Source organism: Streptomyces sp. NBC_00273, from assembly GCF_036178145.1.
Taxonomy (GTDB): domain Bacteria; phylum Actinomycetota; class Actinomycetes; order Streptomycetales; family Streptomycetaceae; genus Streptomyces.
Map to the genome: position 1 here is coordinate 1,570,453 of NZ_CP108067.1, position 21,042 is coordinate 1,591,494.

Sequence of the window (21,042 nt, forward strand, 5' to 3'; positions counted from 1 at the left end):
AGGTCCTACCGTCGATCGTGCCGATCAAGCCGATCGCGCAGACCATCGCCTGATGCCAGGGGGAGACGGAACCATGGAGCTCGAGACCGCAACAGCATTCGACCGGGCTCTCGTACTGGGACCGGGAGGTGTGGTCGGAACCGCGTGGATGGCCGGGCTGGTCGGTGAACTGGGGCGCAGGGGTGTGGATCTCGGCGTTGCCGACCTGACGGTCGGCACGTCGGCCGGCGCGATCGTCGGCGCGCTCCTGACCACCGGCCAGGACCTCGGCCGCCTCGCCGAGGTGTCGTCGCGGCCGGGTCCGGCCGCCCGGCCCGGGGTGGACGCCGCCGTCGCGGGCGCGGTGTTCGCCGTGCTCGGCCGGCACGGGCTGGAGCCCGGGGAGGCCCGGCGCCGGGTCGGCCGGATCGCACTCGACCATGCGGACTCCGACCGCGACGCCTCCTCCGAGGCCGAACGGGCGTTGCTCGCGGGCCGTGGCGCCCTGATCGGCTCGGACGTCTGGCCGACGGAGGGCGAGTTGCTCATCACCGCGGTGGAGGCGGCCACGGGTGAGCCCGTGGTGTGGGACCGTACGAGCGGCGTGCCGCTGGTCCACGCGGTGGCGGCGAGCAGTGCCTTCCCCGCGGCCGAGCCGCCGGTCTCCGTCCTGGGACGGCGGTACATGGACGGCGCCCTGCGCGCCGGATCGAACGCGGATCTCGCGGCCGGAGCCCGTACCGTCGTCGTCATCGAGCCCCTGGCGCACCTGTCACCGCGTGAGCCGCTCGACCAGCACCCGACGGCCGTCGGGGCGCGGACCGTGGTGACCGTCGTTCCCGACGCGGAAGCGGTACGGGCGTTCGGGCCCGACCTGAACGACCGGGCGAACTGGGCGGCGGCCTACCGGGCCGGCCTCGCCCAGGCACCCGCTGCCGCCGGGCGGCTGCGCCCCGTGTGGGAGCCCGGATCCGGTCCGGGTGGCTCCCGGGCATGAGACCACGGACCGCTCCGAGGAGTGATGAGGGCGAATGTGAGCCCCTTCCTGCGCAGGCGGGAAAGTGGCGCGGGAAGATGAGCACATGGACGACCTTCTGACGTTCCTCGTCGCGCGCATCAATGACGACAACCATGCCTACGCCTACGTGTCCGAAACGATGGGCGGCGAGGCCCTTCTCGACAGCCATCTGCCGATGCTCGACCTGACCGAGCAGTTGGCCCACGAGTACCGGGCCGTGGATCCCGCCGACCCCCGTGCAGTCGGCCTCGGATACGCGATCCGAGTCCTCGCCCAGTCGTACGCCGGGCATCCCGCATATCGCCAGGAATGGCGCCCGTAAGCGATCCGTACGTCCGTGGACGGTGACAGCGCCGAGCGTGGGAGGCCAACCACGGCCGTGGCCGCGCCGGGCGGTCCCTAGTGGGCGCCGTCCGGGCGCAGTTCGATGTGGTCCGGGGCCAGGTCGACCGCCACGCGGTGTTCCATCCCCAGGGCCTCCAGGAACTTCGGGGGGAGCTGGACGCGCCCGGAGCGGTCGAGGACGACGTACTCGCGTTCGCTGATGGATTCCTCGCCGTGCTCGTCGGTGACCAGGCGGCGCAGGACCTCGCTGCTGGTGCGCCCGTCGCGGATGGCCACGGTGCGGCGGACCTCGCCCGCCACCATCGGGTCGTGCGTCACGATCACCACCGTCACGCCGAGTTCCTTGTTCACGGTCCGGAAGGTCTCGAAGACCGCCGCGGCCGTCTCCGAGTCCAGTTCGCCCGTGGGTTCGTCGGCGAGCAGCACCTTGGGGTCGTTCGCCATCGCCACGGCGATCGCGACGCGCTGCTGCTGGCCGCCGGAGAGTTGCGCCGGGCGCCGGTGCGCCAGGTCGCCGATCCCGAGGGCCTCCAGGACCTCCCCGACCCTGGCGGCGCGGCGTGCGCCGGCGCCGCGGCGGGGGCCGTCTCCCTTCAACTGCATCGGCAGGGCGACGTTCTGGGCGGCCGTCAGGAACGGAAGCAGGTTGCGGGCCGTCTGCTGGAAGACGAACCCGACCGCTTCGCGCCGGTACCGCAGCCGGTCCCGCGCCGACAGTTCCAGCAGGTCGTAGCCCGCGACCGCCGCGCTGCCGGCCGTGGGGACGTCCAGGCCGGCCAGGATGTTCAAGAGGGTGGACTTGCCGCTGCCGGAGGCGCCGACGAGGGCCATCAGGTCGCCCTGTTCGACCGTCAGCTCCAGTCCCTGGAGGGCCTGTACCTCGATGCCGTCCTGGCTGAAGATCCGGACCAGGCGGTCGCAGGCGATCGCGGCGTCCGCCGCCGGGGTGCGCGGCTCGGCGGCGGCCGTCGCCCGGCGGCGCAGCTCCTCGTACGTCGGCTGGTCGGTGTTCAACGCTGGTCTCCCGCTCTCAACTCGGTGGTGATCTGCCGTCGCCCGGATGTCGCCGCCTCGAGGCACACGGCCGCGGCGACCAGGGCGGCCAGGCCCAGGGCCTGGGTCAGTACGGGCCCTGCCGTCAGCTGCACTCCGTTCGGCACGTGCGCGCCGACCAGCGTGGACAGGTCCATCGCCGGGCCCAGCAGGGCCACGGCGGCCGCCGCCACCAGGGCCCCGCCCAGCGTCGCGGCCAGGGTCTGCGGCAGGGTTTCGGCGAGGATCAGCGCCACGCCCTGCCTGCGGCGCAGCCCCATGGTGCGCAGCCGGGCCAGCAGCGCCGCGCGCTCGGGGACGGTCCGCATCAGCGTCAGCAGTACGGCGAGCAGGGCGAAGCCCGCCGCTCCGGCCATGGCGGCCCAGAAGAGGCGCTGTGCCGAGCGCTGGAGCGGGTCGGCGCCCAGTGCCGTGACGGCCTCGGCGCTGGTGTGCACGGGGTACACCTCGTCGAGGGGGGCCGGCCCCGCGGAAGAACCGGAGCCGGGGATCGGAGCCGGGGCCGGGGCGGGCGTCGCGGACGGCGCCGGGAGCTTGGAGCGGACCAGCTCGCGCAGCCGGTCGCCGTCCACGTCGCCGAGTCCGAGCCACCGGTTGGGGCGGTCGGCGCCGCCCATGACGGCGGTTGCGGCGCCCGCCGGCAGGACGACGGTCGCGGCGTCCCGCGCCGGATGGGCCGGGGTGCAGTCGACCGTGCCCGCGACCCGTACCTTCAGCTCCTTGCCGTCGCCGGGCTGCACCGCGTACGTGCCACCCTGCGTGACCTTCCCGACCAGGCCCGCGCTGAACAGCGCGGGCACCGGGGCATCGGCGGACTGCGCACCACCGGTGGCCAGCAGCGCGGGCTCGAAGGAGCCGCAGCCGAGGACCCGGGACAGCTCCGCGTACGCGGCCGGCTCGGCCACGATCACGGTGACCTGGCTGGACCTCACGGTGGTGCCGAGCAGGGCGGAGTCGTGGTCGATCCACAGCGGCACGGACGTCCGTACGCCCGGCAGCTCGCCCGCGGCCTTCGCGAGCCCCTCCGGAAGCGGGGACTTCCCGTACGCGGAGATCGACACGTCGCCCCCGACGGTCAGCCGGGCCACCCCCAGCCGGGACGAGTCCACCGACTGCAGCACGGTGGCGCCGAATCCGCCGGTGGTGATGGCGACGAGCAGCGCGACCATCGGCAGGACGGAGGGTCCGGTGCGGCCGCGGGCCTGCGTGCCGGTCGTCGCCGGGCCGCGGGCGGCCCGCGCGAGTCCCAGGAAGCCGACCAGTCCGGAACCGCGGCCGGCCGCCCGGGCGAGCCATCCGGTGACCACCGGCTGGAGCCGGGCCAGCAGCAGCCCCCCGCACAGGGCGAGCAGCAGCGGGGCGGCGATCAGTAGCGGGTCGAGGTCGCTGCCGGGCGGGGCGACCCCGCGGCGGCGGACCTCCACCACGGCGGCGGCGGTGGCGATGAGGACGAGGAGTTCGGCCACGGGCCTGCGCCACCGTCCGGCCGGGCGGGCCGGGGTCAGCAGTACGGCCGCCCGTACGGGGAAGGCCAGCAGTGCGAGCAGGGCGACGGCCCCGGCCGCGAGCAGGGTGGGCGCGAGCCGGGGGGTGGGCAGCAGCAGGACGGCGAGCGCGGTGGCGGCCGCGGCCGCCGGCAGCACGGTGACGGCGCCCTCGCCGAGGAGCCGGCCGACGATGGCGGTGCGCGAACCGCCGCGCGCGAGCAGCAGCCGCAGTTCGGCGTCGCGGCGGTCGGCCGCGAGTGCGCCGGCCAGGCACAGGACGACGAAGGCGACACCGCCGACCCCGGCGGGTCCGATCGCGGCGAGCGGCGCCGCGGCCTGGGTGCGGACGCGGGCTTCTTCGAACCGCTCGGGCAGCCACGAGGTGGTGTGCAGCCCGGGGCGGCCGGTCTCCCGGACGAGGGCGGCGGCGGTGGGCCCGGCGAGGTACGAGGCGATGTCCTTTTTCGTGGCGTCGAGCCGGTCGGCCCGCAGGTGGCCGATGTCCACCGGCAGCTGCCAGAAGTCCTCGGCGGTGCGGCTCCAGGTGCTCATCCGGTCGAGGTCCCCGGTGCCGACGAGGGCGTCGACGTCCCAGGCGAGGCTCTCGTTGTAGTAGTGCTCGCAGGCGCGGGCGAGGCACCCCAGGTTGTCCGTCCAGAAGTCGTCGCTCTCGTCGAGGACCGCGTAGAGACCGACGACCTCGACGGACGGTGTGGCGTCCACTCGGGACGCGATCTTCAGGACGGATCCGACGCGGGCGCCGAGGGTCGCGGCGGCCTTCTGCGAGAGGACGACCTGGAGGGGTGCCGTCTCCCCGGGGGCGGCCTGGGCGGGGGCCGTGGGCGTGCTGCTCGGCCAGTGCCCCTCCGCCAGCTTCACATGGGCCTCCGCCTGGCGGACGTGCAGGAGGTTCATGCTGGGCGGAAAGCCGGAGGGGCGGGAGAGTTCCGGGTTCAGCAGCTCCTGCCGCTTGGTGGTGCGTGCACCGTGGACCGTCGACTCCCGGTCCACGCGGAAGGTGGATCCGGTCGGCGCGAGCAGTTTCTCCAGCGTGGCGTCCAGGGCCTGGGCGCTCTGCCCCCTGTCCGGGGAGGGAGCGTCCACCTGCAGGCTGGCGTTGCCGGCTGCGCTGCGTTCCAGGAAGGACCGCAGGGCCTGGTCGGCGCCCCGGTCCTGGGCCCGTGGCAGCGCGGCGGCCAGCAGGACGGCGACGAAGGCCAGTGCGGCGCCGAGCAGGGTGCTCAGGGGCGCCGCCCGCAGCCGGGTCCTGATCCAGGGCGCGGGCCGCGGGGCGGTGGGCGCGGGCGAGGGGGCAGTCCGCGGGGCGGACGACGCCGGGGTGGCGGACGGCGGGGTGGTCACATCTCCTCCACGGGACGCAGCCGGGCGGCGATGTCGCGGCCCCGGGGGCCGCTGAGCGCGGCCGACAGAAGGGGAACGGCTGCGATGGCGGCGACCGTCAGCACGGTCTGCCAGAACGGCATGTCCACGCGGACGGGCGGGAACGGCCGCCCGGCAGCGGGTGTCAGCACGACCAGGGGCGCCATCAGGTGGACGAGGGCGATGCCCAGCCCCGTTCCGACCGCGGACCCGATGGCGATCAGTACCCCGCCCTCGGCGGCGGACGCGAGGGCCAGCGAGCGGCGCGGGGTACCGAGTGCGAGCAGGACCGAGAACTCCCTTCCGCGCACGCGTCGTTCGGCGGCGGTGGAGGTCGCGAATCCGATGGCCGCCAGGACCGCGCAGGCGGCGGCGAGGGCGGCCAGTGCGCTCTGCGGGCCGGCGCTGAGCGGGTCGTCCAGCAGCTGCTCGGTGATCTCCTCGCGCAGTTGGACGCGTTCGATCCGGGCGCCTTCGCGCAGCTTGTCCGCCGCGCGGGCCGGGACGGGGTCGGCGGCCGAGTCGGCGGGCAGCCACCACTCGGTGGGCGTGGGCGGCTGCTGACCGACGGACTCCACCAGGAACCGGCCGAGCACCTGTAGGTCGACGGCGAGCGCCGAACGGCCGGCCACGGGCAGGGAGTCCACGGAGGCGGTGACCCGCACCGGGACGCTGGCGCCGTCCAGGGTGACGGGGACCGTATCGCCCACGGCAGCGCCCAGGGACCGCAGGTAGCGGGCGGTGGCGACCGCGGGGACGGCGGTGGGGGCCGGCGCGGCGGGCGCCGGGAACACCACGGTGCCCACGCCCTGAAGGGTGCTGAAACCGCCCCAGTAGCGCAGCCGCAGCAGGTCCGTGGAGCCGGCCGGGACCGGGATCGTCTCGGGGGCCCGCTTGGCGCTCGGCCCCTGCGGGAGCGAGGTCCGCCAGCCGGTGGCGGCCGTGGGTGCGGTGACGCCGGTGGCGGCGCCGTCCGCGCTGTCGGAGACGGCGATCCGGCGCAGGGTCAGCTCGCTGCCGTCGCCCGGGGCGTCACCGTCCCCGGCGTACGAGAGGCGTATCCCCGCCAGGGTCAGCGGGGTGGCCGCCGATCCGACCGGGGCGCCGGTCAGCGCGTCGAGGAGGAAGGGGAGGGTGACGTCGCCGCCCTCGGGCAGGGTGACCGACGGCGTCCCGTACGTCGCCCCGAACCGGTCGCGCAGCAGCAGGCTCACCGCGGCCCAACTGATCCCGGAGGACCGGACCGACACGTCGAGGTCGATCCGGCGCGGGGAGCCGGGCAGGGCGACACCGGGGCCCGCGGGGGCGGTCGCGGCCCCCGGGTCACCGGTGGCGAGCGGGGTGAACAGCTCGCGCATGGTGTGCCCGCCGCGCAGGTCCGCGCGCAGCGGCACGCGTTCGCCCGTCTTGGCGGCGTCCAGGGCGACGAGGTCGGCGGGATTCCCGTCCGGCAGCTTCTGCTCCCGGCGGACCACCGGAATGAGGCGGTCGCCGCCGGGCAGGGCCGCGTAGCGTCCGCCCTGCCCCATCGGGGACATGCTGCTGCCGGAGATCCGCAGGCCGCCCGCGGTGGCGAAGTCGGCCTGGTCGCGCTGGGAGGCGGACCAGCCGCTGTGCTGACCGAGCGCCAGGATCCCGCTGGCGACGGCGAGTACGAGCAGCAGCACGGGCCCGGTGGCCCGGCCGGGTCGTCGGGCGAGCTGCCAGCCGAACAGGGCGGGGCCCAGGCTCCGGCCGCGCGCCGCCAGTCGCCCTCCGGCCCGCGCCGCGAACGGCAGCAGGCGCAGGACCAGCAGCGTGCCCCCGCACAGGGCCAGGGCGGGAGCCGCGACCAGGACCGGGTCGACACCGAGCCCGGTGCTGGCGGAGGCACCGGACGCGGGGGCGTCCGTGCCGCCGTACTGCGCGAGCTGCTGGTAGCCGAGGACGGCGAGGACGACGACGGCCAGGTCGAGGCCGGAGCGGGCGGCGCCCGTCACCAGTGCCTGGCGGCTGCCCACGCGGCGCAGTACGGCGGCGGAGGCCCCGCGCAGGACGGAGGGCAGGGTCGTCAGCAGGACGCAGGCCAGTGCGCAGCCGCCCGCCACCGGCCAGACCAGCCAGGTGTCCGGGATCTCCAGGTGGACCCGCCCGAGCGGTCCGAACCGGCCGAACAGGCGCAGCAGGGGCGGTGTGAGCAGGGGTGCCAGGACGGCCGCGGGCAGGGCGAGGAGCAGGGACTCGGCGGCGGTGAGCGCGCCGAGGCGGCGGCGGGAGGCGCCGCGCGCGGTGAGCAGGACCCGTTCCGGTTCCTGCCGGACGGTCAGGATGTGGGAAACGAGGAGCAGTGCGGCGGTCGACAGGACGGCGAGCTGGAGCGCGCCCATCAGCAGGGTGGAGCGGGCGACGACCGTACCGGCGCTCAGTTCGGCCAGGAGTTTGGGCAGTTCGGTGGCGGCCCGCAGCGAGCCGGCGCGTTCGAGGGCGGTGCTCGCGGGGTCGGTCGCGGTCCGGACGGCCTCGGCCTCGGCGGTGCGGACGGTGTGCAGGTCCGGGGTGAGCAGCGTGAGGCGGTGGTTCTGCAGGATGCCGCCGGTGGTGAAGGCGCTGTCGTCCACCAGGAGCGGACCGTAGATGGCGAAGGTGTCTGCCTGGACCTCGCGGCCGCCGAGGGGGTCGAGCCGCCAGTAGGCGGCGTCCGGGTCGGTGGCCCGGTACACGCCGGTGACCAGCACGGTCAGCGGCGCTCCGCCGAACCGGTCGTCCAGCCGGACCGGTGCGGGCAGCGCGGATTCGGCCAGGCCGAGCCGGGCGAGCGCCGCGCGCGGCACGGCCACCTGGGTCGGCGCCGGCGGGACGCCGGCGCCCGGGGGTGCGGTGACGGGCGCCGGCCACTCACCGGCGAGCAGCCGTACGTGGTCCTTGCCGAGGGCGGCGAGCAGGGTCAGGTCGGCGTCGCGGCCGGAGGCGGCGACACCGGGCAGTCCGTACGAGCGGCTGCGCGCCACGCTCTCGGAGGTCACCGGAAGCCGCCCGAACACCTCGTCCGCGAAGGCCCGTACGGACGCGTCGTCCTTGGCGCGGGAGTCGGCGGGATGGCCGCTGGTGATGACGACGGTGGTCCGGGGCTGTGCCGTCCCGGTCAGGGCCCGCCGGAGCCCTTCTTCGCCCACGCCACGGGTGAATGCCGTCAGCGCGGTGAGTGTGGTCGCGGTGATCAGTACGGTGAGCAGCACGGCGACGGCGAGCGGCCATCGCCCGCGCAGTCGGCGCACGACGAAGCCGAGCACGTGTTGAATTCCTCCCCCGTCCGGACCCGAAGTACCGGATAGCGGACGATGCTGTCAGATGTGATCGATAGAGGGAAGGGGCTTGCGTGATTGGTGCGACAGATGCGCAAATGCGATCAGAAAGCTGCAGCGGCAGCTGGTGCGGGACGTGGGGCCGGGCGCCCCGCGCGAACAACTCGACGGGGGAACAGACACGATGAGGGATCAGCAGGCACCGGCGACGGTCGCGACGCGGGCAGGGCGGGACGGCGACGGCGACGGCTCCCCGATCGTGGTCGTCGACGACGTGCACCACAGCTTCGGCAGCGGACCGCAGGCCGTCCACGCCCTGCGCGGCGTGTCCTTCGAGGTCCGCCGCGGCGAACTCACCGCGCTCAGGGGCCGGTCGGGCTCCGGCAAGACCACCCTGCTGAACCTCGTCGGCGGCCTCGACTCCCCGACCGGCGGCCGGATCACCCTCGACGGCACCGACCTGGCGGACCTCGACGAGCCGGGCCTGCTCGCCCTGCGCCGCGACCGCATCGGCTTCGTCTTCCAGTCCTTCGGCCTGATACCCGTCCTGACCGCCGCCGAGAACGTCGGCGTTCCGATGCGGCTGCGGCGCGTCCCCGCCAAGGAGCGCGAGGAGCGCGCCCGGACCCTGCTGGCCCTGGTCGGACTCGCGGACCACGCCGAACAGCGGCCCGGCGAGCTCTCCGGCGGCCAGCAGCAGCGCGTGGCGGTGGCCCGCGCCCTGGCCAACGACCCGGACCTGATCATCGCGGACGAGCCGACGGGCCAGCTCGACTCGGAGACCGGCCGCTCGGTCATGGAGCTGCTGCGCGCGGTCGTGCGCAGCGAGTCCGTGACCATCCTCGTCGCCACCCACGACCCCAACCTGATCGAGCTCGCCGACCGGGTCGTGGAACTGCGTGACGGCCGCATCGTCCCGACCGACTCATGAACCGAGCGCGTCCGCGCTGCTCCGCTGCCAGTACGTGACCGACAGCGAGCTGTCGTAGGCGAGGCCGGCCGCCGGCAGGGGCGGGGTCGCGGACGCACCTCCGTTGCTGAGGGGCGTCCGGCCCTGGAAGGCGATCGTGAGCCGGTGTCCGGTCGTCCCGCCCTCACCGCTGCCGTCGGCCGCCGACAGCAGGGCCCCGGCGTAGCCCGACTCGCCCGGGGCGAGGGACACCACGGCCTGGGGCCGGGTCTGCTGCTGCGCGGCCGGCACCCATTGCATCTCGTCGAAGCGGAGCACCGGGTAGTAGGTCAGGTCGCAGGTCTTCGAGCCGGTGTTCTTCACCGTGATCAGCATGTGGTTGAGCGGCCGGGAGACCGGCTGCACCGTGACGCCGGTGTTCGCGCCGTTGCACAGGACGTGCTGCTGTTCCCCGGCGCCGGCCGCCGGAGCGGAGGGGGCCGACGCCGGCGCGGTCGGCGAGCCCTTGGGGGCCGCCGCCGCGGTCGAGGCGGACGGGGAAGCGACCTGCGCGGCGGGGCTCGAAGCGACTACTTCTCCCCCGTCCTCGAAGCCCGTACCGTCCTCGCACCCGGTGAGGGAGAGGACCACGAGGGCGGCGGCGGCCGCACCTGCGAGGCGCCGGAAGGCGTGCGGGCGGGAGGTACGGGCGGTGCGGACGACGGGTGCGCGGTGGAACGCGTGCATGGCTGACGGCCTCTCATGGGGCATGACGGCAGGGCCCGGTCGGGGTCCGCCGGGACCGGCCGCCGGGAGCGGTGTGCTTGGATGACCCCAGCCTGAGCGGTGATCCGTCCCAGCCGCCACATCCGCTGGTCCATCAGGAACGCTGGAATGCCCGCATAGGCTCTGAGCTGCGCAAACAACCTGTTCCTGGGATGCGGGACGGGACACGGGTGGGAGGAACGGTGTCGGAGGACACTGCTGGGTCCGGGTTCGCCGAACTGCTGCGGGAGTTGAAGGACCGGTCCGGCCTCAGCTACGGAACGCTCGCCAAGCGGCTCCACATGAGTGCGTCGACCTTGCACCGCTACTGCAGCGGCGAGGTCGTCCCGGCGGACTACGCACCGGTCGAACGACTCGCCCGCCTGTGCAAGGCCTCGCCCGAGGAACTCCTCGCCCTGCACCGGAGTTGGGTGCGGGCCGATACGAACCGCCCGCGCAAGGGCGCGGACACGGGCGGCACCGTGCAGGAGGTGACCGGGGCGCCCGCTGGAACCGGAACCCTTCCGGTCGACACGGCCGAGGTCCACGACGCGACGGACGCACCCGAAGCGGCCGAAGTGGTGGCCGAGGCGGGGTCCGACGTGGTGGCCGAGGTCGCAGAAGTGACCACCGCAACCGAGCCGACCGCCCCGACCCGGCGTCCTCGCCCGCGCGGGGCCGTGCTCGTCGGAATCGCGGTGACGGTCGCGGCCGCCGTCACCGCCCTGGCCGGCGTGCTCACCCTCGACGCGGGCCCGCCGGAACGGGGCACCGACGTCCGGAACGGCCCCGTCGGTGCCACGAGCCGGTCCCCCGCCGGGGAGAAGGCCCCTGACGGCGCGGACGCCCCGCCCATGTCCCCGTCCTCGCCCACGTCCTCGCCCACGTCCTCGCCCTCGTCCTCGCCCTCGTCCTCGTCCTCGTCCTCGGACGCCTCGTCGTCGCCGCCCGCGCCCTCGTCTTCGGACGCCGCGCGCGCGACCCCCGCAGCGGGAAACGGCAGCAGCGGGGGCGGCGACACCGCCGCCGGCACGCCGGTGAAGGTGACCACCCGCCCCCACACCTGGGAGGCTCCCTGCGGCCAGCACTACCTGATCGACAAGCCCCCGGCCCAGGTGGGACCGCCCCCCGTGGAACGGGACGCACCCGCCTGGGTGGCGGCGGCCGGGGCCGTACCCGCGGGCGAGCAGTACGTCACCCTCACCCTGCAGGGCTCCGGCGCGGACACGGTGGTGCTGGACGGGCTCGCCGTCCGTACGGTCGCCAAGCGTGCGCCGCTCCCCTGGAACGACTACGCCATGGGCTACCCGGGGGTGGGCTGCGGCGCCGGCGTCCCGACCCGCTCCTTCGGCGTGGCCCTGGACTCCGCACGCCCGGCCGTCGCGCCCCTGCCGGGCCAGCGGGACTTCCCCTTCTCGGTGAGCGAGTCGGAACCGGAGGTGTTCCACATCAAAGCCGCCACCTCCGCCCACGACGTGAGCTGGTACCTGGAGCTGTCCTGGTCCAGCGGCTCCCGCCACGGCACCCTCAAGATCGACCACAACGGCCATCCCTTCCGCACCAGCGGCCGCGGGGGCCGGACCGGCTACGAGTTCCCCCTCGGCGGCGAAGGATGGGTCGGGGCGGGCACGACGGTCCGTTGACCAGTCCATTGACCAGGAGCGACCGGGTGTGTACCTGGAGCGCACGGTCCGCATCGTCCCGGAGCGGTCCCGGAGGATCGACCATACGATGGGCGGGAACCGGCGCGGGCGGCTCGCCGGGCCGCCCGCCCAGAGCACTCGGGGTGGAGACGACGTATGGCACAGGCCGCCGACACAGCGCGGACCGTCATCCTGACCGTGGACGACGACCCGGGAGTCTCCCGGGCCATCGCCCGTGACCTGCGGCGGCGCTACGGCGCCGAGTACCGGATCGTGCGGGCCGAGTCGGGCGAGTCCGCGTTGGAGGCGCTGCGCGAGCTGAAGCTGCGCGGCGACCTGGTGGCGGTGATCCTCGCCGACTACCGGATGCCCCAGATGAACGGCATCGAGTTCCTCGAACAGGCCCTGGCGGTGTACCCGGGCGCACGGCGGGTGCTGCTCACCGCGTACGCCGACACCAATGCGGCGATCGACGCGATCAACGTCGTCGACCTCGACCACTACCTGCTCAAGCCCTGGGACCCCCCGGAAGAGAAGCTCTACCCGGTCGTGGACGACCTGCTCACGGCCTGGCGCACCAGCGACTACCGTCCGGTCCCCGCCACCAAGGTGGTCGGGCACCGCTGGTCGGCGCGCTCCTCGGACGTGCGCGAGTTCCTGGCCCGCAACCAGGTGCCGTACCGCTGGTACTCCTCCGACGAACCGGAGGGGCGACGGTTGCTGGAAGCGGCCGGGGCCGACGGGCAGCGGCTACCGCTGGTCATCACGCCCGAGGGCACCGCGCTGATCGAGCCGGAGGCGCCCGAGCTGGCCTCCCACGTGGGGCTCGCGACGACGCCGGCGGCCGACTTCTACGACCTCGTCGTCATCGGCGGCGGCCCGGCCGGGCTCGGCTCCGCGGTGTACGGGGCCTCCGAGGGGCTGCGCACCGTACTGGTCGAGCGGTCGGCGACCGGCGGACAGGCCGGTCAGAGCTCCCGCATCGAGAACTACCTCGGCTTCCCGGACGGCGTGTCGGGTGCCCAGCTCACGGAGCGTGCCCGCCGCCAGGCCGGCCGGTTCGGCGCCGAGATCCTCACGGCGCGCGAGGTCACGGGGTTGGAGGTCAACGGCGCGGCGCGCGTCGTCCGCTTCTCGGACGGCTCGGCGATCGCCGCGCACAGCGTCATCCTGGCGACCGGGGTGTCGTACCGGCAGCTGCGCGCGCCGGGCTGCGACCAGCTGACCGGCTGCGGGGTGTACTACGGCTCCTCGCTCACCGAGGCGGCCTCCTGCCAGGGGCAGGACGTCTACATCGTGGGCGGCGCCAACTCGGCCGGGCAGGCGGCGATGTACCTGGCGCGGGGCGCCAAGTCGGTGACGCTCCTGGTGCGCGGGGAGTCCCTGGCGGCATCGATGTCGTACTACCTGATCCAGCAGATCGAGGAGACGCCGAACATCACCGTGCGCACCCGGACCGTCGTCGAGGCGGCGCACGGCGAGGGGCACCTGGAGCAGCTGACCCTGCGGGACGCGGACGGCACGGGGAGCGAACTCGTCGACGCCCAGTGGATGTTCGTGTTCATCGGCGCGGCCCCGCTGACCGACTGGCTGGACGGTACGGTGCTGCGCGACGAGCACGGTTTCATCCTGACCGGGCCGGACCTCACCGCGGACGGGCGGCCGCCGGCCGAATGGGAACTGGACCGGCCGCCCTACCACCTGGAGACCAACATTCCCGGCGTGTTCGTGGCGGGCGACGCGCGCGCCCAGTCCGCGAAGCGCGTCGCGTCCGCCGTCGGAGAGGGAGCCATGGCCGTGATGCTCGTCCACCGGTACCTGGAGCAGTCATGAGCGGGCAGGTCCTTCCGTGCAGCCCGCAGGAGATCGCCTCGCTGTTCCTGTTCGAGAAGCTCACCCCGGAGCAGCTCGGGCGGCTGTGCGGCGAGGGGCGGGTGGAGCGGTTCGAAGCCGGTCCGGTCTACACCGAGGGGTCCCCCGCCACCTGCTTCTACGTGATGATCGAGGGCACCGTCGTGCTGTACCGCCGGGTCGGCGGCGACGACGTCGAGGTGAGCCGCACCTCGCAGCGCGGCGTGTACGCGGGGGCCATGCAGGCGTACCTGGGCGACCAAGTGCCGCAGACGTACACCAACTCGATGCGGGTGACCGAGCCGACGCGGTTCTTCGTGCTGCCCGCGCAGTCGTTCTCGGACATCATGCAGGAGTGGTTCCCGATGGCGGCGCACCTGCTGGAGGGACTGTTCTTCGGCTCCAAGAACACCCAGCGGGCCATCGGGCAGCGCGAACGGCTGCTGGCGCTCGGGTCCTTGTCCGCCGGCCTGACCCACGAGCTCAACAACCCGGCGGCGGCGGCCGTCCGGGCCACGGCGACCCTGCGGGAGCGGGTCGGGAAGATGCGGCACAAGCTGGCCCACATCTCCCAGGGCCAGTACTCGCGCGAGACGATCGCCGACCTCATCGAGATCCAGGAGCGCACCGTCGAACGCGTCGCGAAGGCGACCGCGCTCAGCCCGCTGGAGGCCTCCGACCGGGAGGACGAACTCGCCGACTGGCTCGACGACCACGGCATCGCGGAGGGCTGGCGGCTCGCCCCGACCTTCGTGCAGGCCGGTCTGGACACGGACTGGCTGGACCAGGTCGCGGCGACCGTGACCGAGGAGATCCTGCCGTCGGCCATCGGCTGGCTCAACTACACCGTCGAGACCGAGCTGTTGATGGACGAGATCGACGACTCCACCACCCGCATCTCCCACCTCGTGGACGCGGCCAAGCAGTACTCGCAGCTCGACCGCGCCCCGTACCGGGTCGTCGACGTCCACGAACTCCTCGACAGCACCCTGCTGATGCTGTCCGGCAAGATCGGCTCCCGGGTGCGGCTGGTCAAGGAGTACGACCGCTCCCTGCCGGACGTGCCCGCCTACCCGGCGGAGCTCAACCAGGTGTGGACCAACCTCATCGACAACGCCGTGTTCGCCATCGGGAGCACCGGCGGCGAGGGCACGCTGACGGTCCGCACGGCGCGCGAGGGCGACCGCCTACTGGTGGAGTTCCGCGACACCGGACCCGGCATCCCGGCGGACATCCGCAGCCGCATCTTCGACCCCTTCTTCACCACCAAGCCGGTCGGCGAGGGCACCGGGCTGGGCCTCGACATCTCCTGGCGGATCGTCGTGAACAAGCACCACGGCAGCCTCCAGGTCGAGTCCGCCCCGGGTGACACCCGGTTCCAGGTCCTGCTGCCGCTGACCGCCCCGGCCCCCGAGGCCGAAACCGAAACCGGATCCGCGACCCGGAACCAAACCCAGACCCAGACGGCTGAGGAGCCCGTATGAGCGACATAGAGGGAATCGACCCGAGCGCCGCACCCACCGGCACCGGCTGCGTCGAGTGCGACGAGCTGGGCGGCTGGTGGTTCCACCTGCGGCGCTGCGCCCAGTGCGGCCACATCGGCTGCTGCGACTCCTCGCCGGCCCAGCACGCCACCGCCCACTGGAAGTCCTCGGGCCACCCCCTGGTGCAGAGCTTCGAGCCGGGCGAGGAGTGGTTCTGGAACTACGACACCGACGCGCTGTACGACTCCGGCCCCGAACTAACCGCTCCGCGCGATCATCCGGCGGAGCAGCCGGCCCCGGGCCCGGCCGGCCGGGTACCCGAGGACTGGACGCGGCGACTGAACCGCTGACCTGCGGCTACGGCCGGGCGGCGGGCGGGGTCCACACCGTGCCGCGGGCCTCGTACTCGAGCATGGCCTCCACGCCGGTCGCCGCGTCGGCGCCCAGTTCCCGGCGTACGAGCCACAGGGCGAGGTCCAGCCCGCTGGTGATGCCGCCCGCGGTGACCAGGTCCGCGTCGTCCACCACACGGGCGTTCTTCAGGAGGCCGCCCTGCTTCTCCAGGTCGGGGCGCGCCTTGTGGTGGGTGGTGCAGGGGCGGTTCGCGGTCAGCCCGGCGGCGGCCAGCAGCATGGTGCCCGTGCAGACGGCGCTGACGGTCAGGCCGGGGCGTACCGCCGCGGCCAGTTTCCTCGGGAGGACGCCGCTGCGGATCTCGGCCCACACTCCGGGGCTGTCGCGGCGTGCGTATCCGCCGCCGGGCACGAGGAGGACGTCCGCGGTGCGCGGGGCCCAGGCGTGCTCCACGGTCACCTGCGTGCCGTAGGCGGCGCGCACGGGACCGGGCCCGGAGGTGCTGACGTAGCGGACGTCGACCTCTCGATCGGTGAAGAACCGGGCGGCCGAGAAGACCTCGTAGGGCGCGGCGAAGTCGAGCTCCTCCACGCCGTCGTACATGACGACGTGCACGCGTAACGGCCCCGTCGGCCCCGCCGGCTTCCCGGTGGGTCGCAGTTCCGCCGCCGCGGCCACCCCGGCGGCACCCCCCAACGCGGCCGCGGCGCCGACGGCGACCTGGGCCCGGAGCACGTTCCTGCGGTTCATCCGATGGTTCCTTCCGATCGCCCGGCCGATACGCCGCTCTACGACAGGAGTCGAAGCCGCCGGAGGCCGAGTTCCCGGGGCCGGCTGTGGCGGGCGCCACACGTAGGCCCCCGCCGTCGTCGACCGCGGCGTTCGTCGCGGGCGGGATCCGGGCGTACGGCGCACCGCACCGGGCCGCCCGGATGGCGACGGGTCCCATCAGCCCGGCGCCCGTACGGCCCGGCCCGCTACTGCCCGAAGGCGCCGTGCCGGCCCGCACCGGCGGCGAACCGGTCCGCTCCGGCCTGGGTTTCACCCGCGGTCAAGGGCACCAGGCCGTGCCGGAACTCCCCCGCCAGCGCGTCCTCCTCGGCCAGTCCGTGCTGTTCCAGGACGGACAACCGGTCGTGGCGCAGGCAGGTCTGGGGGAACCCGGCGATCTCGCGGGCCAGTTCCTCGGCGGCCTGCCTCGATCGGCCCGTGGGAACCACGCGGTTGACCAGCCCGATCCCGTGCGCTTCGGCCGCCGGGACCGGACGGCCCGTCAGGATCAGGTCCATGGCCCGGCTCTCGCCGATGAGGCGGGGCAGCCGCACCGTACCTCCGTCGATCAGGGGGACGCCCCAGCGGCGGCAGAACACACCGAACACCGCGTCCTCCTCCGCGACCCGCAGGTCGCACCAGAGCGCCAGCTCCAGTCCGCCCGCCACCGCGTGCCCCGCCACGGCCGCGATCACCGGCTTGCCCAACCGCATCCGGGTCGGCCCCATGGGTCCGTCGCCGGAGGCGAGCACCTGGTTGCCTCGCTCGGTACCGATGGCCTTGAGGTCGGCGCCCGCGCAGAACGTTCCGCCCTCGCCCCAGAGCACGGCGACGGCCGCCTCCTCATCGGCCTCGAACTCCCGGAAGGCATCCGCCAGTCGTGCCGCCGTCGGACCGTCCACGGCGTTGCGCACCCCCGGCCTGCTCAGGATCACCGTGTGGACGGGGCCGTCCCGCTCCACCCGCACCGAGGCCTGCTCGTCCGCCATGCCCGCTCCCCTCCCGCTCGTCGGCCTCCATTGTGGGGGCGGGGAGGCCGCTGTGCGCGGGACTCTCCGGGACGCTCAGCCCGAGCCGCCCGCAGCGGGGTCGGAGCACGGCAGGCTCGTCGGGCCGCCCGGGGTCACCAGCGCCGTCTCGTAGGCGAAGACGACGACTTGGGCGCGGCTGGAGAGCCCGAGCTTGGCCATCGCGCGGTTGAGATGGGTCTTCACGGTCGCTTCGCTGATGAAGAGCTGCCGGGCGACTTCCGCGTTCGTCGCACCCGTGGCCACGAGGCGAAGGACATCGCGCTCGCGGCCGGTCACGGTGTGCCACTCCGGGGCGATCGCCCCCGGCGGTGTGGGCCCGGGGTGGTACGCCTCGATCAGGCGCCTGGTGACGGTCGGCGCGAAGAGCATGTCGCCCGAGGCGACGGTGTGGATGGCGGCGACCAGGCGCTCGGGCGGCGTTTCCTTGAGCAGGAACCCGCAGGCGCCGGCACGCAGCGCGTTGTAGACGTATTCGTCGAGGTCGAAGGTGGTCAGCACCAGGATCCTCGGCGGCGTGTCACCCCTGTCACCCGCGCGGCGAAGGATGCGTTCCGTCGCGGTGATGCCGTCCGTGCCCGGCATCCGGAGGTCCATGAGGACGACATCGGGTGCGGTGGCCTCGGCCAATCGGACGGCTTCTTCCCCGTCGCACGCCTCGCCGGCCACGGACAGCCCCGGCGCGGCGTTCAGCAGGGACACCAGTCCGGCACGGATGAGCAGTTGATCGTCGACCACCAGTACCGTGGGCATCGGGGAATTCGGTCCTCATCGGATGTGGACGTCCCCGGTACCCGGGGCCGGAAGACCACCCGGCCGGTCACTGGTGGTGGGCGCCGGAAGGGTGAGCCGTACCTCGAACCCGCCGAGGGCGCGGGGGCCGGCGGTGACCGACCCGCCGTAGATCTTCGCGCGCTCCCTCATGCCGATCAAGCCGTGACCGGGGGACATCTCCTTGTTTGGCTGGAACGTGCCGTCTCCTTCGTTCGTCACGCGCACGACGATGGTGTGTCGTTCGTAACGGATGGTCACGGCCGCCCTGGTCGGTCCCGCGTGCTTGAGCACGTTCGTCAACGCCTCCTGGACCACCCGGTAGACGCACAGGGCCATGCCCTGCGGAAGCCGGATCGGGGATCCCGCGACCTCCATGGTGACCTCGGCCCCCGCGCCCCGCACCCGCTCCAGCAGCCTGTCCAGCAGGTCGAGCCCGGGAGCCGGGGCGTAGGCGGCGCCGTCCTCCCCCGGTCCGTCCCGCTGTCCTTCCTGGCCGACGCGCAGGAGTACGAGCATCCGGCGCATCTCCTCCAGTGCTTCCCTGCTGGTGTCGGCGATGGTGTCCAGGGCCCGCCGGCTGGCCGCCGGATCCGTGGGGAACACGTACGAGGCCATGCCCGCCTGGAGCGAGATCACCGACATGTGGTGTGCGACCACGTCGTGCAGTTCCCGTGCGATGCGCACCCGCTCCTCCGTGAGGGCCTGCCGTGCGTTCTCCTCCTGTTGTCCGCGCAGCCGGAAGGTGAGTTCGGCGAACTGCCTGTTCCGTTCGGCGAGTGCTCCCGAGCCGCGCCCGACGACGAGGACGACGGCCGGGAACAGGACCGCCTGGGCGAGGACGGTCGGCATGGAGCTGTGTTCGATGTTGGCGATCCCGGCGTACAGCCATGCTCCCGCCACGACGGCCGCGCACACGACCGCGGTTCGGGGGCGGCGGGTCGCGGCCACCGTGTACAGGCCCAGGAGCGGGGGCATCGAATTGACCACGGGCCAGTACCCGCAGGCGATGAACAGGACCCACAGCGCAGCGCTGGTGGCGAACACCGTGACGGGCGCGATGCGGCGGGCCACCATGACCAGGCCCACCAGGGCGGTCAGGGCCGCTCCCAGCCCGTCCACGGACCGCCATCCGGCCGGCGGCTGCTCCTGCCCCAGCAACAGCCCGGCGCCGACGTAGCCCAGCGCGAGCAACGAGTCGACGGCCAGCGGCCGGTACCTTCCCCCGAGCCCGTCGAGGAATCCCGATCCAGCGTGCATCGGCGCAGCTTACGGGCCATCAGGCGGTCGGACCATGGGCCTGTCGCAGGACCGGGCCTACCGCGGCCGCACGGTCGGCCTACCGCGGCCGCACGGTCGGGCTACCGCCGGAGTTGCAGGGAGGATGCCCGCCACCCGCACCGGGTGGAGACCCGAATCATCCCGGTGCGTGCCGCCGGGCGGCATCCGTCCCGCCTAGCTTTCTGTCTGGCCGGCCGCCGGAGCGCACCGCCGGGGCGGCGCACCCACCGACTTCCCGTTTCCTTGAGAAAGGCAGACATCGCCATGACCACTCGTGTGAAGCGCACGCTCGTCGGAGCCTCCGCCGTCGCCTCGGCCCTCGTCATCGGGCTGGCGGGCGCCGCGAGCGCGACCACCATCGGCTTCAACCAGACCTCCACCACCGGCAAGGCCGAGATCAGCGGCACCTACGAGTACCACGTGTCGGGAACGATCCCGGGGACCAACGAGAAGCTCTACTCCGGTTCGTTCCAGGGCGCCACGGCCAAGGACAAGGTGGCGGGCGACGGCTACGAGGCCGTACTGGCCCTGGCCTACCAGGACTGGAAGGACGGTGCCTGGCACAAGGTGACGAACTACGTGGCGGTGGTCAACGGCACGAAGAGCTGGACCTTCAAGAACAAGAAGGACGTGAAGGCCTACGCGTGCGACCGCAAGGTGGGCACCACCAAGCTGCTGAACTGCCGCGCCGCCTGGTAGGCCCGTCCCGCCGTCGCCCGCCGGGCGCCCGAGCCGGAGGCCACACGGGGGGGGCATCCGGCTCCCCATTCGTTCCCTGAAATACCGGAGGGCGGGTCGTCACCCCTGTGACGGCCCGCCCTCCGGTGCTGGAGTGCGCCGTGAAGCGCTCGGCGTTCCCGCCCGGTCACGCCTTGAGGACGCGCCCCGCCACGGTCAGTGCGAGGCGGCGCGGAGCCAGGGCGGACACCGTGGCGGAGAGCCGGTTGCCGAAGCCTACGACGATGCTGGGCGGGGTCTTGCCGCGTTCCAGTGCCCGGCGCGTCGCCGTGACGACCTGCTCCGGGGTGGCCATCCGACCCACGGCGGCGTCCCGGCTGCCGACGACGTCGAAGAACTCGGTGCGGACGGGCCCCGGCGAGACGGCGAGCACCCGCAGGGAGGAGGCGCGCGTCTCGTACGCGACGGCCTCGGTGAAGTTCAGCACGAAGGCCTTCGTGGCGCCGTAGACCGCCATCGCCGGGGTCGGCTGGTAGGCGGCCGCGCTGGCGACGGTGACGAGGGCGCCCCGGCCGTCGGCGGTCAGACCGGGCAGGAACTCCCTGGTCAGTTCCGTCACCGCGAGCACGTTGAGCTGGATCATCTCGCTGATCCGGGCGGGGTCCTCGCCGGCGAAGGGGCCGTGGGTGCCGAAGCCCGCGTTGTTGACCAGCGTGTGGACCGGTACGCCGAGTCCGTCGAGCTCCGCACGCAGCGCCGCCGCGGCACCGGGCCGGGCGAGGTCCGCGGCGATCGGGCGGGCCGTGACCCCGTACCGGCGCTCCAGGTCGGCCGCCAGCTCCTTCAGCCGGTCGACGCGCCGGGCGACGAGGACGACGTCCGCTCCGCGCTCGGCCCACTGTCTGGCGTACTCGACACCGAGGCCTGCACTCGCCCCGGTGATCAGGGCTGTGGTTCCGCGGTATGTCATAGACATGGGTCGGC

At 73.7% G+C, this 21,042-nt stretch carries 17 protein-coding genes; 8 read left to right on the forward strand and 9 right to left on the reverse strand.

Features of this window, described 5'->3' with window-relative positions:
* Positions 1-73 precede the first annotated feature (73 nt).
* Both OG386_RS06705 and OG386_RS06710 read left to right on the forward strand, forming a co-directional pair.
* The gene (locus tag OG386_RS06705; protein ID WP_328787239.1) at positions 74-976 is read left to right on the forward strand and encodes a patatin-like phospholipase family protein; all 903 of its coding nucleotides are present in this window, start codon (positions 74-76) and stop codon (positions 974-976) included.
* Positions 977-1,061: 85 nt separating this feature from the next.
* Positions 1,062-1,319 carry a DUF6221 family protein gene (locus OG386_RS06710; protein ID WP_328787240.1) on the forward strand — a complete coding sequence of 86 codons (258 nt, stop codon included), beginning with the start codon at positions 1,062-1,064 and terminating at the stop codon, positions 1,317-1,319.
* Positions 1,320-1,396: 77 nt separating this feature from the next.
* Here the strand turns inward: OG386_RS06710 and OG386_RS06715 are convergent, their stop codons facing one another.
* From OG386_RS06715 to OG386_RS06725, 3 genes are read right to left on the reverse strand one after another with little or no spacing between them, the layout of a single operon-like run.
* On the reverse strand, positions 1,397-2,356 hold the full coding sequence (locus tag OG386_RS06715; RefSeq protein ID WP_405789962.1) for an ABC transporter ATP-binding protein: 960 nt from the start codon (positions 2,354-2,356) through the stop codon (positions 1,397-1,399).
* Entirely contained in the window at positions 2,353-5,244 is a 2,892-nt protein-coding gene (locus OG386_RS06720; protein ID WP_328787241.1) for a hypothetical protein, read from the reverse strand. The genes OG386_RS06715 and OG386_RS06720 overlap by 4 nt, the downstream gene beginning before the upstream one ends.
* Positions 5,241-8,531 carry an ABC transporter permease gene (locus OG386_RS06725; protein ID WP_328787242.1) on the reverse strand — a complete coding sequence of 1,097 codons (3,291 nt, stop codon included), beginning with the start codon at positions 8,529-8,531 and terminating at the stop codon, positions 5,241-5,243. Before OG386_RS06725 ends, OG386_RS06720 begins: the two co-directional genes overlap by 4 nt.
* A 196-nt stretch (positions 8,532-8,727) precedes the next feature.
* Here OG386_RS06725 and OG386_RS06730 point away from each other — a divergent pair, with 196 nt between their 5' ends.
* Positions 8,728-9,474, forward strand: a complete 747-nt coding sequence (locus OG386_RS06730; protein WP_328787243.1) for an ABC transporter ATP-binding protein — start codon at positions 8,728-8,730, stop codon at positions 9,472-9,474.
* On the opposite strand, the gene OG386_RS06735 is transcribed toward OG386_RS06730, so the two are convergent.
* Positions 9,469-10,179, reverse strand: coding sequence for a DUF4232 domain-containing protein (locus OG386_RS06735; RefSeq protein WP_328787244.1), 711 nt, complete (start codon positions 10,177-10,179; stop codon positions 9,469-9,471). The genes OG386_RS06730 and OG386_RS06735 overlap by 6 nt on opposite strands.
* A gap of 221 nt (positions 10,180-10,400) precedes the next feature.
* On the opposite strand from OG386_RS06735, the gene OG386_RS06740 reads away from it, so the two are divergent.
* From OG386_RS06740 to OG386_RS06755, 4 genes are all read left to right on the forward strand, one after another.
* Positions 10,401-11,840, forward strand: coding sequence for a helix-turn-helix domain-containing protein (locus OG386_RS06740; RefSeq protein WP_328787245.1), 1,440 nt, complete (start codon positions 10,401-10,403; stop codon positions 11,838-11,840).
* Between the two features lie 156 nt (positions 11,841-11,996).
* Complete coding sequence (locus OG386_RS06745) at positions 11,997-13,673, forward strand: FAD-dependent oxidoreductase (RefSeq protein ID WP_328787246.1); 1,677 nt, start codon at positions 11,997-11,999, stop codon at positions 13,671-13,673.
* Positions 13,670-15,175 (forward strand): ATP-binding protein, encoded by a 1,506-nt coding sequence (locus tag OG386_RS06750; protein WP_328787247.1) that lies wholly within the window; start codon positions 13,670-13,672, stop codon positions 15,173-15,175. The genes OG386_RS06745 and OG386_RS06750 overlap by 4 nt, the downstream gene beginning before the upstream one ends.
* Positions 15,172-15,525 carry a UBP-type zinc finger domain-containing protein gene (locus tag OG386_RS06755; RefSeq protein ID WP_327381297.1) on the forward strand — a complete coding sequence of 118 codons (354 nt, stop codon included), beginning with the start codon at positions 15,172-15,174 and terminating at the stop codon, positions 15,523-15,525. Before OG386_RS06750 ends, OG386_RS06755 begins: the two co-directional genes overlap by 4 nt.
* Before the next feature lie 7 nt (positions 15,526-15,532).
* Here the strand turns inward: OG386_RS06755 and OG386_RS06760 are convergent, their stop codons facing one another.
* The 4 genes from OG386_RS06760 to OG386_RS06775 form a co-directional block, all read right to left on the reverse strand.
* A complete protein-coding gene (locus OG386_RS06760; RefSeq protein ID WP_328787248.1) occupies positions 15,533-16,279 on the reverse strand; it encodes a DJ-1/PfpI family protein in 747 nt (248 codons plus the stop codon).
* A gap of 227 nt (positions 16,280-16,506) precedes the next feature.
* Positions 16,507-17,289 carry a crotonase/enoyl-CoA hydratase family protein gene (locus OG386_RS06765; protein WP_328787249.1) on the reverse strand — a complete coding sequence of 261 codons (783 nt, stop codon included), beginning with the start codon at positions 17,287-17,289 and terminating at the stop codon, positions 16,507-16,509.
* A 75-nt stretch (positions 17,290-17,364) separates the two neighbouring features.
* Positions 17,365-18,081 carry a response regulator transcription factor gene (locus tag OG386_RS06770; RefSeq protein ID WP_328787250.1) on the reverse strand — a complete coding sequence of 239 codons (717 nt, stop codon included), beginning with the start codon at positions 18,079-18,081 and terminating at the stop codon, positions 17,365-17,367.
* 15 nt (positions 18,082-18,096) lie between these two features.
* A complete protein-coding gene (locus OG386_RS06775) occupies positions 18,097-19,359 on the reverse strand; it encodes a sensor histidine kinase (RefSeq protein ID WP_328787251.1) in 1,263 nt (420 codons plus the stop codon).
* 285 nt (positions 19,360-19,644) lie between these two features.
* On the opposite strand from OG386_RS06775, the gene OG386_RS06780 reads away from it, so the two are divergent.
* Complete coding sequence (locus tag OG386_RS06780; RefSeq protein WP_328787252.1) at positions 19,645-20,079, forward strand: hypothetical protein; 435 nt, start codon at positions 19,645-19,647, stop codon at positions 20,077-20,079.
* Positions 20,080-20,245: 166 nt separating this feature from the next.
* Here the strand turns inward: OG386_RS06780 and OG386_RS06785 are convergent, their stop codons facing one another.
* A complete protein-coding gene (locus tag OG386_RS06785; RefSeq protein ID WP_327381303.1) occupies positions 20,246-21,034 on the reverse strand; it encodes an SDR family NAD(P)-dependent oxidoreductase in 789 nt (262 codons plus the stop codon).
* Between the last annotated feature and the right edge of the window lie 8 nt (positions 21,035-21,042).